The organism is Saccharomonospora sp. NB11 (genome assembly GCF_015910535.1).
Classification (GTDB): domain Bacteria; phylum Actinomycetota; class Actinomycetes; order Mycobacteriales; family Pseudonocardiaceae; genus Saccharomonospora.
Window position 1 is genome coordinate 88,711 of sequence record NZ_JACBJG010000014.1, and the last position, 13,244, is coordinate 101,954.

General features: G+C 71.0%; 9 protein-coding genes. 8 read left to right on the plus strand and 1 reads right to left on the minus strand.

All coding sequences use genetic code 11. From position 1 onward, the window contains the following. Nucleotides 1–117: 117 nt before the first annotated feature. Nucleotides 118–816: a metal-dependent transcriptional regulator gene (locus tag JAV51_RS18635; RefSeq protein WP_197322033.1), complete on the minus strand. Its 699-nt coding sequence runs from the start codon at nt 814–816 to the stop codon at nt 118–120. Nucleotides 817–910: 94 nt separating this feature from the next. Between JAV51_RS18635 and JAV51_RS18640 the strand changes: the two genes are divergently transcribed. From JAV51_RS18640 to ftsW, 8 genes are all read left to right on the plus strand, one after another. Next, nucleotides 911–1,762, plus strand: a complete 852-nt coding sequence (locus JAV51_RS18640) for a sulfurtransferase (protein ID WP_197322034.1) — start codon at nt 911–913, stop codon at nt 1,760–1,762. Between the two features lie 174 nt (nt 1,763–1,936). Then, a complete protein-coding gene (locus JAV51_RS18645) occupies nt 1,937–3,118 on the plus strand; it encodes an acetoin utilization protein AcuC (protein ID WP_197322035.1) in 1,182 nt (393 codons plus the stop codon). 9 nt (nt 3,119–3,127) lie between these two features. Then, nucleotides 3,128–5,890 carry a GNAT family N-acetyltransferase gene (locus JAV51_RS18650; RefSeq protein WP_374059069.1) on the plus strand — a complete coding sequence of 921 codons (2,763 nt, stop codon included), beginning with the start codon at nt 3,128–3,130 and terminating at the stop codon, nt 5,888–5,890. A 227-nt stretch (nt 5,891–6,117) separates the two neighbouring features. Beyond that, nucleotides 6,118–7,713 (plus strand): UDP-N-acetylmuramoyl-L-alanyl-D-glutamate--2,6-diaminopimelate ligase, encoded by a 1,596-nt coding sequence (locus JAV51_RS18655; protein ID WP_374059074.1) that lies wholly within the window; start codon nt 6,118–6,120, stop codon nt 7,711–7,713. Continuing rightward, nucleotides 7,710–9,173, plus strand: coding sequence for a UDP-N-acetylmuramoyl-tripeptide--D-alanyl-D-alanine ligase (gene murF, locus JAV51_RS18660; protein WP_197322036.1), 1,464 nt, complete (start codon nt 7,710–7,712; stop codon nt 9,171–9,173). The genes JAV51_RS18655 and murF overlap by 4 nt, the downstream gene beginning before the upstream one ends. 58 nt (nt 9,174–9,231) lie before the next feature. Continuing rightward, entirely contained in the window at nt 9,232–10,314 is a 1,083-nt protein-coding gene (mraY, locus tag JAV51_RS18665) for a phospho-N-acetylmuramoyl-pentapeptide-transferase (protein ID WP_197322037.1), read from the plus strand. Between the two features lie 8 nt (nt 10,315–10,322). Beyond that, a complete protein-coding gene (gene murD, locus JAV51_RS18670; protein ID WP_231642658.1) occupies nt 10,323–11,699 on the plus strand; it encodes a UDP-N-acetylmuramoyl-L-alanine--D-glutamate ligase in 1,377 nt (458 codons plus the stop codon). 119 nt (nt 11,700–11,818) lie between these two features. Then, the gene (gene ftsW / locus JAV51_RS18675; protein WP_307845928.1) at nt 11,819–13,207 is read left to right on the plus strand and encodes a putative lipid II flippase FtsW; all 1,389 of its coding nucleotides are present in this window, start codon (nt 11,819–11,821) and stop codon (nt 13,205–13,207) included. Nucleotides 13,208–13,244: the final 37 nt, after the last annotated feature.

Here is a 13,244-nt window from a genome sequence, read left to right on the forward strand (position 1 = left end):
GCGAACGGGACGGGCGGTGACGACGCCGCGACGAGGTGGCGCGGCGTCGTTCGCCTCGGTCGAGGCGAGGCCGGTCGTCGCCGTGATCGGCGGTACGGCCGTCGCCGACCGACGGGGTCAGCGTGCCTGCGCGAGTACCGCGTGCAGCGCGGAGGTAGGAATGCGCGCGGCCGAAGTGCCGTCGGTGACCTCGACGGTGGAATCACCGGCCGTGAGACCGCTGATGGTGACGGTCCGCCCCGGCACCACACCGACGGCCCGCAGTTGGCCCATCAGGTTCTCGTCGAGCTGCACGTGCTCGGCGATGCGACGGATCTCGACCTTGCCGCCACCCGTCTTGGCCACTTCGTCCAGTCGGACGAGACCGGCCTCAGCGGGGGGAGCGGGTTCGCTGTCGGCGTCGAGCTTGTCGAGACCCGGGATCGGGTTGCCGTACGGAGAGGTGGTGGGGTTGTTGAGCAACGTGATGAGCTTGCGTTCCACCGCCTCGCTCATGACGTGTTCCCACCGACACGCCTCGTTGTGCACGTGCTCCCATTCGAGCCCGATGACGTCGACGAGCAGCCGTTCGGCGAGCCGATGCTTCCGCATGACCGCGACCGCGAGCTCACGCCCGTGATCGGTGAGTTGGAGGTGTCGGTCGTCGGCGACGACGACGAGGCCGTCCCGCTCCATGCGCGCCACGGTCTGGCTCACGGTGGGCCCACTCTGGTGCAGCCGCTCCGCGATGCGGGCGCGCAGCGGCACCACGCCCTCCTCTTCGAGCTCGTAGATAGTGCGCAAGTACATCTCGGTGGTATCGATGAGATCGTTCACGCCTGTCCCCTTTGTTCGCCCCTGACCATGGTAGTGGCTGGTCTCGACGCTGAGGTCACGCGCCGTCGAGACCCGTTGCGGGCAGGATGGGGGCATGCGACCCGTGATCTCGACCTCCGAACTGGCGCAGCGGTTGGCGACCGACGCACAACCGATCGTGCTCGACGTGCGATGGCGGCTGACCGGTCCACCCGGACGCGAGTCCTACGACGAAGGCCACATCCCCGGGGCGGTGTTCCTCGACGTGGACGGCGATCTCGCGGACGCGCCCGGGCCGCGTGGCAGGCACCCGCTCCCCGACCCCGAGAGTCTGCAGCGAACCCTCCGCGCCGCCGGGGTGAGCGAGAACCGTGCGGTGGTGGCGTACGACGACGCCGACGGATCGGTCGCGGCGCGCGCCTGGTGGTTGCTGCGTTGGGCCGGGCATCGCGAGGCGGCGGTGCTCGGCGGTGGGTTCGCCGCGTGGCAGTCGGAGGGACGGCCGGTCAGCCGCGACACGCCCAGCCCCGAGCCGGGGAACATCGTGGTGCGGCCCGGGTCGGTTGCCGTGCTCGACGCGACACAGGCGGCGGAGCGGGCTCGGCAGGGCCTGTTGCTCGACGCGCGGGCTCCGCAGCGCTACACGGGCGAGACCGAACCGGTCGATCCGCGGGCGGGGCACGTGCCCGGTGCGGTCAACGCCCCGTTCGCCGCCCATGTCGGCGACGACGGACGGTGGCGCTCGCCCGAGGAGTTGGCTCGGCACTACGAAGGAATCGGTGTCCGGCCCGGTGTGCCGGTGGGTGCGTACTGCGGGTCCGGGGTGACCGCATGCTCGGTGGTCCTGGCACTCGAATGGGCCGGTTTGTCCGACCCCGATCGACCCGCCGCCCTGTACGCGGGCTCGTGGTCGAACTGGGCTGCCGACCCGACGCGGCCCGCGGCGACCGGTCCCGAGCCGGGCTGATCCTTCCTCCCGCTTCCCTGCTCGCCGGTAGCGGAGAGACCGGGCGGGGACGACCGGCCGAGCAGGAACGTGGCCGCGCGGGAGCGGAGCGCCTGATGCGGGGCGGTCCTGGAGAGCGGGGTCATGAACCTCGACGATCTCCCGCTCGGGCGTTCGAGCCCCTAAGCTCGGGCCATGTCGCGCTCGGCCGTCGTCTGGGACCCCGCACTGCTCGCCTACAAGCTGGGCGACGACCATCCGTTCAACCCGGTCCGGCTCGATCTCACGATCCGGCTCGCCACGGCACTCGGCGTCTTGGAGGACGTGCCGTTCGTCGTGCCGGAGCCTGCGGAGACCGAGGAGCTCTACCGCGCTCACGTGGCCGAGTACGTGGAGGCGGTCAAGCAGGCGCCCATGGCGGGATGGGACGTGGGACACGGGTTGGGCACACCGGACAACCCGGTGTTCACGGACATGCACGAGGCGTCCTCGTTGGTGGTGGGCTCCACGCTGGTGGGGGCCCGTTGTCTCGCCGAAGGACAGGCGATGCGGGCGGTGAACATCGCGGGCGGACTGCATCACGCCATGCCCGACAGGGCGTCGGGTTTCTGTGTCTACAACGACTGCGCGGTGGCGATCTCGTGGCTGCTCGACCACGGCTTCGACCGCATCGCCTACGTCGACACCGACGTGCACCACGGCGACGGCGTGCAGACCGCGTTCTACGGCGATCCGCGAGTGTTGACCGTGTCGTTGCACCAGCACCCCTTCACGTTGTTCCCCGGCACCGGGTATTCCGCCGAGACCGGCGTGGAGGACGGCGAGGGGTACGCCGTCAACATCCCGTTGCCGCCCGCGACGAAGGACGCCGGGTGGCTGCGTGCCTTTCACGCGGTCGTTCCGTCGCTGCTGGAGGCGTTCCGGCCGCAGATCCTAGTGACGCAGTGCGGCGTGGACTCCCACGAGGAGGACCCACTGGCGGATCTGTCCCTCTCCGTGGACGGCCACCGCACCATCTACCGCACCCTTCGAGAACTGGCGGACCGGTTCGCGGAGGGCCGATGGCTCGCCGTGGGTGGCGGCGGTTACCAGTTGATCCGGGTCGTGCCCCGGTCGTGGACACACCTGCTGGCGACGGTGTTGGATCGCGACGTGGCCCCGACGACTCCGTTGCCCCGCGGCTGGACGGAGCAGGTCCTCGCCCTGGCCCCGAAGGCGGAGGTCCCGGCCAGGATGACCGACGAGGCCGACGGCGAGGAGCCGACGTTCGCGTGGTGGGGCGACGGTCTCGACGACGCCGTCGACGTCGCGATCAGGGATACCCGCCGCGCCGTGTTCCCCCTGCACGGACTCGACCCCGACGACCCGAGGGACTGAGGTGAATCGATGGCCCCGATGGGTGAGGCTCCCGACGGTGTGCGCGCCGACGGTGACGGCGGACGCGACCCGTTCGACTATCCCAGGCACTGGGAGGCCGACGTGGTGCTGGCCGACGGCCGCACCGTGCACCTGCGGCCGATCGTGCCGACGGACGCCGACCGCATCGTCGCCCTGCACGCGCGGCTGTCGGAACGGACGCGCTACCTGCGCTACTTCGGGGCCTATCCACGGATACCCGCGCGGGACCTGAAGCGGTTCACGACGGTCGACCACCACGACCGGGTCGCGTTCGTGGCACTGCTCGGCGACGACATCGTGGCGGTGGGCCGGTACGAGCGCATCAACGCGACGTCGGCCGAGGTGGCGTTCGTGGTGGACGACGCCCACCAGGGACGCGGGCTCGGATCGATCCTGCTCGAACATCTCGCCGCCGCCGCGTCGGAGTGCGGGCTGCGGCGGTTCGTCGCCGAGGTGTTGGCCGAGAACACGGCGATGACACGGGTGTTCCGGGACGCGGGTTACCAGGTCAGCAGGGCGTTCGAGGAAGGTCTGTTGCACCTCGAGTTCGACATCGATCCCACCGACGAGTCGGTGGCGGTGGCGCGGGCGAGGGAGCAGGCCGCCGAGGCGCGGAGCGTGCACAACCTCCTCCACCCGCGCTCGGTGGCGGTGATCGGCGCCTCCACCGACTCGACCAAGATCGGCTACGCGGTGCTGTCGAACCTGCTCGCGGCCGACTTCACGGGCCCGGTGTACCCGGTGAACCCGGAACACGTCTCGGTGCGCGGGGTGCGGGCCTACAAGTCGGTGCTGGAGATTCCCGACCCGGTCGACCTCGCGGTCGTGGCCGTGCCCGCGGACCAGGTGGCGGAGGTGCTCGACGGGGCGTTGGCCAAGGGCGTGCACGCGCTGGTGATCGTGTCCGCCGGTTTCGCGGAGTCCGGGCCGCACGGGCTGGACGCCGAGCTGCGGCTGGTGAGCGACGCGCGTGCCCACGGCATGCGGGTGGTGGGTCCGAACGCACTCGGGGTGCTGAACACCGACCCGAAGGTGCGGCTCAACGCGACGCTCGCGCCCCGCCTGCCGAGGCGAGGTCGCACCGGGTTCTTCTGCCAGTCGGGTGCGTTGGGCATCGCGATCCTGGCCGACGCCGAGGCACGCGGACTGGGGCTGTCGACGTTCGTCTCGGCGGGCAACCGGGCCGACGTCTCCGGCAACGACCTGTTGCAGTACTGGGAGACCGATCCGCACACCGACGTGGTGCTGCTGTACCTGGAGTCGTTCGGCAACCCGCGCAAGTTCGCCCGCCTGGCCCGCAGGCTGGCCCGGACGAAGCCCGTGGTGGCGGTGAAGTCCGGGCGGCACGCGGTCCGACCGCAGCTCGCGGCGACGTCCACCGAGATCGACGAGTCGAGTGTGCAGGCGCTGTTCGAGCAGGCCGGGGTGGTGCGGGTCGACACGTTGGCGCAGCTGTTCGACACGGCGCTCGTGTTCGCCAACCAACCGCTGCCCTCGGGCTCGCGCATCGGCATCGTCGGCAATTCGTCGGCGATCGCCCTGCTGGCCGCCGACACGGCGAAGGCGCAGGGCTTGAGCCTCGGGATCGAGCCGGTGGACGTCGGGTCGCAGGCACCGCCGGAGAAGTTCGCCGAGGCGGTGGGAACCGCGCTCGCCTCCCCGGACGTCGACGCGTTGGTCGTCGTCTTCGTCCCGCCGGTGGCGACCCCGGGCACCGCCTATGCCCGCGCGTTGCGCGAGACGGTGCTGGCCACGCCCACGACGCCCGAGAAGCCCATCGTGTCGACCTTCCTCGCAGCGGAGGGCGTCCCGGACGAGTTGGCGGTCACCTCGGAGGACGGCACCGTGGTGTTCGGGTCGATCCCCTCGTACCCGAGCCCGGAGCGCGCGGTGAACGCGTTGGCGCGGGTCGTGCGCTACGCCGAGTGGCGTCGGCGTCCGCAGGGCACCGTGGTGCGGCCCGACGGGCTGGACGTCCACGGGGCCGAGGCGTTGGTGCGGGAGTTGGTCGGAGCCCTGTCCGCCGAGGACGGCACCGTCGTGGTCGGTGTGGACGACATGGTGCGGCTGCTGGGGTGCTACGGCATCGACGTCGTGTCGTTCCGGGTGGTGTCCGGAGTGGACGATGCCGTCGCAGCGGCGGAGGAACTGGGTTACCCGGTGACGTTGAAGGCGTACGACGATCGCCTTCGCGACCGTGCGGACTTCGCGGGCGTCCGGCTCGATTTGTCCACACCGGATTCGGTTCGCGTGGCGTACCGGGACCTGCGCGAGGTGTCGGGACGCGATGAGGTGTACGTGCAGCGCATGGCGCCCAAGGGGGTGTCGTGCGCGATCGGGCTGCAGGACGACCCGTCGTTCGGCACGCTCGTGTCGTTCGGGTTGTCCGGAGTGGTGAGCACTCTGTTGGGCGACCAGGCGTTCCGGGCGGTGCCGCTGACCGACACCGACGCGGAGACGTTGGTGCGGGAACCTCGGACGGCGCCGTTGCTCACCGGCTACCGGGGGGACGAGCCTGCCGACCTCGCCGCCCTGCAGGACCTCGTGCTGCGCGTGGCCGCGCTCGCGGAGGATCTCCCGGAGGTTCGCTCGTTGTCGTTGGACCCGGTACTGGCCTCACCCGAGGGAGCGTTCGTCACGAACGCGCGCATCGTGTTGGGGCCGCCGCCGTCGCGGCCCGACACGGGGCCACGGCGGTTGCGGAAGATCACGACGCCGACCGAGCAGCGGGAGTCGACCCGCGGCGCGTAGCGCGGGCCGATCACCTGCTTCCTGCGCAGACGGTGCGCGGATCGACCCCGGTGCACGACGTGTCGAGCACCGTGCGGGGGCGCGGGTCGACCGTCCGCGATCGCGCCGCCGCCAGTCCTCCCGACGAGCGGGCAGGAGGGTGTCGACGGCGGGTATGGAGGCCTCCACACGGCCGTGCGGGCGGGTCAGCGGCTCACCGACCTCGCCGGTAACCTTCCGGCGTGTCTGTGAACAACGACGAGGCGCGCTCCCAGGAGCGATCACCCCAGCACAAGCAGGCGGGTATCGCGGTGGCGCCGCCCCGCCCGAGGCTGATCGAACCCGTGCCGCTGACCACGCTGGTCGCGAGGGCGGACGCACGCCTCATCGCCGACCCGGCCGACGCCGAGAGCGTCGCGGTGACCGGGGCGACGTTGCGGGCACAGCACGTCCTCCCCGGCGACCTGTTCGCCGCGCTCCCGGGTGCCCGTGTCCACGGCGCGGACTTCGTCGCCGACGCGGTCGCCGGAGGCGCCGTGGCGATCCTGACCGACGAGGAGGGAGCTGCTCGCCCCGCCGTGCGGGAGGCCGGCCTGCCCGTGCTCGTCCACGCCGATCCGCGTGGCGTGCTCGGCGCCGTCGCCGCCTGGATCTACGGCGAGCCGTCGTTGACGTTGTCCGTGGTGGGCATCACGGGCACGTCCGGCAAGACGACCACGAGCTACCTCGTGGAGTCGGGGCTGCGGGCGGCGGGCCACCACACCGGCTTGGTGGGCACGGTCGAGACGCGCATCGGCACCGAACGGCTGGCCAGCGCGTTCACGACCCCCGAGGCGCCCGACCTGCAGGCCCTGTTCGCGGTGATGGTCGAGCGTGGGGTCACGCACGTGGCCATGGAGGTGTCGAGCCACGCGCTCGCGTTGGGTCGGGTCAACGGCACGCGGTTCGCCGTCGGCGCCTTCACCAACCTCTCGCAGGATCACCTGGACTTCCACCGCGACATGGAGGACTACTTCGAGGCCAAGTCGATGCTGTTCGACGGCCGCTCGACGCACGAGGTCGTGGTCGTCGACAGTGCGTGGGGGCAGGCGCTGGTCACTCCGCAGACGGTGACGGTGTCCACGGAGGCCGACAGCGATGCCACCTGGCGGGCCACGGACATCGCCTCGGCCGCCACGGGGGAACAGTCGTTCGTCCTGCACGCGCCGGACGGGCGGCGGGCGAAGGCCCTGTTGCCGCTGCCGGGCGCGTTCAACGTCGCCAACGCCGTGCTCGCCGCCGCCGTGCTGGACACCGTCGGGGTCGACCTCGACGACATCGTCGCCGGGCTGGGTGCGGTGGAGGTGCCCGGCCGGATGGAGCGGGTGTTTCTCGGCCAGCCGTTCACGGCGGTGGTGGACTACGCCCACAAGCCCGCGGCGGTGGCGCAGGCACTGCAGGCTCTGCGGGCCCGGACCCACGGTCGCATCATCACGGTCCTCGGTTGCGGTGGCGACCGGGACACCGCCAAGCGTCCGATGATGGGCGAGGCCGCCGTGCGTGGCAGCGACGTGCTGATCGTGACCGACGACAATCCGCGTAGCGAGGATCCGGCCGCCATCCGGGAGGCGATGTTGGCGGGCGCCCGTGCCGTCGGTCCCGCGGAGGGCGGTGAGGTCGTCGAGATCGGCGACCGCCGCACGGCCATCGCGGAAGCGGTGCGACGCGCCGAGGACGGGGACGTCGTTCTCATCGCGGGCAAGGGTCACGAGAGCGGACAGGAGATCGGTGGCGTGGTCCACCCCTTCTCCGACCGCGACGAACTGGAGGCCGCCATCCGCGAAAGGCTGGGAGTCACGGAATGATCGAGCTCACGCTCACAGAGATCGCCGAGGTCGTCGGGGGTCGGCTGCACCGCGCCGACGGGTCGGAGCGGGTCACCGGCTCGGTCGAGTTCGATTCGCGCAAGCTCACCGACGGCGGATTGTTCGTGGCGCTGCCCGGCGAGCGGGCCGACGGCCACGACTTCGCGGCGGCCGCGGTGGAGCGCGGCGCGGTCGGGGTGCTGGCCGCCCGCGAGGTGGATGCTCCCGCCGTGATCGTCCCGCCGCTGCCCCCGGGACGGGCGCACGAACGGTCCGTGGCGCTGACCGGCGACACCGACGGATCCGGGGCGGCGGTCCTCGCCGCGCTCGGTGCCCTCGCTCGGCACGTCGTGACGCGCCTGTCCGAGTCCGATCTCACGGTCGTCGGGGTCACCGGTTCCTCCGGCAAGACCTCCACCAAGGACGTGATCGCCCAGCTCCTGGAACCGCTCGGGCCGACGGTCGCGCCCCCGGGGTCGTTCAACAACGAGCTGGGCCACCCCTGGACCGCGTTGCGTGCCGACCGCGAGACCCGGCACCTCGTGCTGGAGCTGTCGGCTCGTGGTCCCGGCCACATCGCCGAGCTGGCCGCCGTCGCCCCGCCGCGGATCGGTGTGGTGCTCAACGTCGGCAGCGCCCACGTCGGCGAGTTCGGCTCACAGGCCGGTATCGCGAAGACCAAGGGCGAGCTCGTCGAGGCTCTGCCGTCCGACGGCGTCGCGGTGCTGAACGCCGACGACCCGCTGGTGTCGGCGATGGCCTCGCGGACCCGGGCGCGGGTCGTGCGGGTCGGGGAGAGCGGTGATGCCGACGTGCGCGCCGAGAACGTGCGCCTCGACGAGCACGCGCGCGCGTCGTTCGACCTGGTGGTCGGGTCGGAGCGGGCCTCCGTGACGCTGCAGCTCGTCGGTGAGCACCACGTCGGCAACGCCCTCGCCGCGGCGGCGGTGGCCCTGGAACTGGGCACGCCGCTGTCCGACGTCGCCGCGCGGCTGAGTGCGGCGACCCGGCGGTCCGACCGTCGGATGGAGGTCACCACCCGGGCCGACGGGGTCACCGTCCTCAACGACTCCTACAACGCCAACCCCGAGTCCATGCGGGCGGCGCTGAAGACGCTGGCGTCCATGACCTCGGCCAGACGATCTTGGGCGGTCCTCGGTGTCATGGGCGAACTGGGGGCCGATAGCGTGTCCGCGCACGACGAGATCGGTCGGCTTGCCGTCCGGTTGAACATCAACCGGCTCGTCGTGGTGGGCGAGCACGCAGCCGCCATGCACCACGGGGCGAGCCACGAAGGTTCTTGGGGAGAGGAGTCGGTCCTGGTACCGGACACCGACGCCGCGATCGCGCTGCTGCGCGAGGAAGTGCGGCCCGACGACGTTGTTCTTGTCAAGGCATCGAAGGTCGCCGAGCTCTGGAAGGTGGCCGACGCGCTGTTGGAGGAGGACGGGCGCGCGTGAGTCGACACGACGCACCGAGAGACACCGAGCGGAGCTCCATGACCGGGAGGACTGAAGCGTGATCAGCATCTTGATCGCGGCCTCCGTGGGACTGGTCGTCTCCATCCTGCTCACGCCGTACCTGATTCGCTTCTTCTCGAAGCAGGGTTTCGGACAGGAGATCAGGGAAGAGGGCCCGGAAGGCCACAAGTCCAAGCGAGGCACACCCACGATGGGTGGCGTCGCGATCATCGTGGCGATGGTGGTCGGGTACTTCGTCGCCCACCTCGTCGACTACTGGCGGGGATCGAGCGAGGGACCGACCGCGTCGGCTCTGCTCGTGCTCTTCCTGTCCGTGGGGCTGGGGCTGGTCGGCTTCCTCGACGACTTCATCAAGATCCGCAAGCAGCGCAACCTGGGTCTGAACAAGACGGCCAAGCTGGTCGGTCAGCTCGTGGTGGCGGTGGCGTTCGCGTTCCTGGTGCTCCAGTTCCCCGACGCGAACGGGCTCACCCCGGCGTCGCAGCACCTGTCGTACGCCCGGGACATCGCGCTGATCTTCTTCCCGATCCCGATCTTCGTGCTGTTCTGCTACCTGCTGGTGTCGGCCTGGTCGAACGCGGTGAACTTCACCGACGGGCTCGACGGCCTCGCCGGTGGCGCGGGTGCCATGGTGCTCGCCACCTACGTGGTGATCTCGTTCTGGCAGGCGCGGCTGAGCTGTGTCGAGGCGTTCCAGCCCGCTTGCTACAACGTGCGTGACCCGCTCGACCTCGCCGTGGTCGCGGCCGCCGCGACGGGTGCCTGCATCGGATTCCTCTGGTGGAACGCGGCACCGGCGAAGATCTTCATGGGTGACACCGGTTCGCTCGCGCTGGGTGGTCTGGTGGCGGGTCTGTCGATGACGACGCGCACCGAACTGCTGGCGATCGTCATCGGTGGCCTGTTCGTGGTCGAGATGATCTCGGTGGTCCTGCAGATCGCCGTGTTCCGCACCACGCGCAAGCGCCTGTTCCGCATGGCTCCGTTCCACCACCACTTCGAGCTGGCAGGCTGGGCGGAGACGACCGTCATCATCCGGTTCTGGTTGCTGGCGGCGACGTGCTGCATGTTCGGGCTCGGGCTGTTCTACAGCGAGCAGCTCGGCCTCGGAGGAGGATGAGTCGAGCCATGGATCTCGCCGGGGTCGCCGTCTGTGTCGCGGGTGCCGGGGTGACCGGACGTTCGGTGGCGGCTGCGCTGTCCGACATGGGCGCGCGGGTCACGGTCACCGACGCCGACGCCGATCGGCTGGCCCGTCTCGACGACCTCGACGTCCAGCTCGTTCCCGGTCTCGACGCGCCGCCGGAGGGCACGCGGCTCGTGGTCACCAGCCCCGGCTGGCGACCCACGTCGCCGCTGCTCACTTCGGCGGCCGCGTCGGGCATCGAGGTGATCGGCGACGTGGAGCTGGCGTGGCGGGTCGCGCAGCAGCAGCCGAACCCGCCGACGTGGCTCGCGGTGACGGGAACCAACGGCAAGACGACGACGGTCGGCATGGTCGAGTCCATGTTGCGGGCCGCCGGGATCGACGCCGTGGCCTGCGGCAACGTCGGGTTCGCCGTGCTGGACGCCGTGCTCGCCGGACACTCGACGTTGGCCGTCGAGCTGTCGAGTTTCCAGCTCCACTGGTCGAGCACGCTCGCTCCCGCGGCGTCGGTCGTGCTGAACGTCGCCGAGGACCATCTCGACTGGCACGGCGGGCTGTCCGAGTACGCCGAGGCCAAGGGCGGTGTCCACGGTGGTTCCGCCACGGTCGTGGCCAATCGGGACGATCGGTGGTCGCGGACGCTGGCGGACCGGCACGCATCCGCCGACGCACGGCGGGTCGGCTTCACACTCGACTCGCCGCGACCGGGTGAACTCGGCGTGGTGGAGGACCTGCTCGTCGATCGCGCGTTCGTGGCGGACCCGGTGCACACGGCCGAGGAGCTGGGCACCGTGGGCGACGTCCGCCCCGGAGGTCCTCACAACGTCGCGAACGCGTTGGCGGCGGCCGCTCTGGTGCGGTCGATCGGGGTGAGTCCGGACGCGGTCGCCGAGGGACTGCGGCGGTTCACCCCGGGCGCGCACCGCGCCGTGGAGGTGGCCGAACTCGACGGCGTCCGTTACGTCGACGACTCGAAGGCCACCAACCCGCACGCCGCGGCGGGTTCGTTGTTGGCCCACCCCGGCGTGGTGTGGATCGCGGGTGGACTGCTCAAGGGCGCGTCCGTGGACGACCTGGTCGAGGCGGTGGCAGGACGGCTGCGTGGTGTGGTGCTGCTCGGTGCCGACGCCGACGTCTTCGCGGAGGCTCTCGCGCGACACGCGCCGGATGTCCCCGTCCGACGCGTCGATCCGGGTGACGATGAGCCCATGACGGCAGCGGTGAGATCGGCGCGCGAACTGGCGCGCCAGGGAGACACGGTGCTGCTCGCGCCCGCCGCGGCGTCGCTGGACATGTTCCGCGACTACGCCGCGCGGGGCGAGGCGTTCGCGGCGGCGGTCGGCGAGCTATCGCGGTGACGGCGGTGGGCGCCGGTCGCGACGACTCGCGGGCGTCGAGCCGGACGCGGCGAAGTCGGCGAACACGACAGCGTGGCGCGGAACGGTCGCCGAGGGCCCGTTCCGATCGCCGTCCCGTCGTGCCGAACACGCCTCTGACAGCCTGGTTGTCCCGACCACTCGCGGACTTCCATCTCATCCTTGCGCTGTGCGGCACGCTCGCGGCCCTGGGCACCGTGATGGTGCTGTCGGCGTCGTCGGTGTCGTCCTACAGCGGGAGCGACAGCAGCGTGTACGCGCTGTTCCAGAAGCATCTGTTGTTCGTCGGTGTCGGCTCGGTCGCCTTCTGGTTGGGCGTGAGGGTGCCGTTGGGGCGCATCCGCAAGCTCTCGCCCACCGCGATGGTGGTGTGTCTGGGCTTGCTGGCGCTCGTGCTGACCCCGCTGGGCACCTACTCGAACGGGTCGCAGGGCTGGTTCGTGATCGGTCCGGTCTCGCTGCAGCCCGTGGAGGTCGCCAAGGTGGCGTTGGCGCTGTGGGGCGCGCACGTCCTCGTGGTGAAGTACGAGGTGCTGCACCAGTGGCGGCATCTGCTGGTCCCCGTGGTGCCCGCCGCGCTGCTCATGTTCGCCCTCGTCATGGCCCAGCCGGACCTCGGGGGCACGATCACGCTCGCGGTGGTGCTGTTGGCCCTGCTGTGGTTCGCAGGGGCACCGAAACGTCTGTTCGGGCTCATCCTCACGGGCGCTGTGGCCGGTGCGGTGATCCTGGCCGTGGTGGCGCCGTACCGGTTGGAGCGGGTGACGGCGTTCCTCGATCCGGAGGCCGATCCCCTCGGGGGAGGCTGGCAGGCGAGCCAGGCGCTGTACGCACTGGCCGACGGGGGGCTGTTCGGCAAGGGCCTGGGGCAGGGCCAGTCGAAGTGGATGTACCTGCCGAACGTCCAGCACGACTTCATCTTCGCGTTGATCGGTGAGGAACTCGGGTTCGTCGGCTGCCTGGTCGTGCTCGCACTGTTCGGGCTGCTCGGCTTCGTCGGACTGCGGATCGCGATGCGCAATCTCGACCCGTGGATCCGCATCGTCGCGGGGACTCTCACGACGTGGGTCGTGTCACAGGCGGCGGTCAACATCGGTTACGTGGTGGGGCTGCTGCCCGTCACCGGTGTGACGCTTCCCCTCATCTCCTACGGCGGGACGTCGCTGGTCGTCACGATGCTGTTGTTCGGCATCCTCGCCAACTGCGCACGGCACGAGCCGGAGGCGGTCGCGGCGTTGCGTACACAGGGTCCCGGTAAGTTCGGACGCCTGATGCGACTGCCTGCGCCGGAGCCGTACCGGCCACCCGCGCGACGGCGTGGCGGCAACCGAGTGGCGTCGAATCGGACGGGCCGTCCAGCCCGGCGCGCGGACCGCAAGAGTCGGGCCGTGGCGGGGGAGCGTCGTCGTGCGGCGCCCGAGTACGGTCGGCGCACGAGCTCCCGGACTACGGCGCGGCGGACCACCGTGCCGCGGCGAGGACGGCGGTGAGCGAGGTCCGGTGGAGGTGGCCCGCGGTTCGCGGGCG